The following is a 1185-nucleotide window of genomic DNA, read 5'->3' as shown; positions in this document are numbered from 1 at the left end:
CCAGAACCGCACAGTGGATGCGTAGCGTCTTTGTAACAAGTCCTCGGCCTATTAGTACCAGTCAGCTCCAACCGTTACCGGTCTTCCACCTCTGGCCTATCAACCCAGTGGTCTAGCTGGGGGCCTTAACCCACAAAGGGTGGGATACCTCATCTTGGAACGAGCTTCCCGCTTAGATGCCTTCAGCGGTTATCCCTTCCGAACGTAGCCAACCAGCAATGCTCTTGGCAGAACAACTGGCACACCAGCGGTCCGTCCGTCCCGGTCCTCTCGTACTAGGGACAGCCTTCCTCAAGTATCCTACGCGCGCGGCGGATAGGGACCGAACTGTCTCACGACGTTCTAAACCCAGCTCGCGTACCGCTTTAATGGGCGAACAGCCCAACCCTTGGGACCTACTCCAGCCCCAGGATGCGACGAGCCGACATCGAGGTGCCAAACCATGCCGTCGATATGGACTCTTGGGCAAGATCAGCCTGTTATCCCCGGGGTACCTTTTATCCGTTGAGCGACCACGCTTCCACAAGCCATGGCCGGATCACTAGTTCCGACTTTCGTCCCTGCTCGACCCGTCAGTCTCACAGTCAAGCCCCCTTGTGCACTTGCACTCGACACCTGATTGCCAACCAGGCTGAGGGAACCTTTGAGCGCCTCCGTTACTCTTTGGGAGGCAACCGCCCCAGTTAAACTACCCACCAGGCACTGTCCCTGATCCGGATCACGGACCGAGGTTAGACATCCAATACGACCAGAGTGGTATTTCAACGACGACTCCACAACCACTGGCGTGGCCGCTTCACAGTCTCCCACCTATCCTACACAAGCCGAATCGAACACCAATACCAAGCTATAGTAAAGGTCCCGGGGTCTTTCCGTCCTGCCGCGCGTAACGAGCATCTTTACTCGTAATGCAATTTCGCCGGGCCTGCGGTTGAGACAGTCGAGAAGTCGTTACGCCATTCGTGCAGGTCGGAACTTACCCGACAAGGAATTTCGCTACCTTAGGATGGTTATAGTTACCACCGCCGTTTACTGGCGCTTAAGTTCTCAGCTTCGCCCCGAAGGACTAACCGGTCCCCTTAACGTTCCAGCACCGGGCAGGCGTCAGTCCATATACATCGTCTTGCGACTTCGCATGGACCTGTGTTTTTAGTAAACAGTCGCTTCTCGCTGGTCTCTGCGGCC

1 rRNA gene is annotated in these 1185 nt (G+C 56.1%); it reads right to left on the bottom strand.

The features are described 5' to 3' along the window. Positions 1-31: 31 nt before the first annotated feature. A 23S ribosomal RNA gene (locus ACFWV3_RS45705) occupies positions 32-1185 on the bottom strand; the annotation flags it as partial.

The sequence above is a fragment of the Lentzea sp. NPDC059081 genome (assembly GCF_042738015.1).
In the GTDB taxonomy this organism is placed as follows: Bacteria; Actinomycetota; Actinomycetes; order Mycobacteriales; family Pseudonocardiaceae; genus Lentzea.
The sequence above is the reverse complement of the archived record's forward strand: the minus strand, read 5'-3'. Positions and strand labels throughout refer to the sequence as shown.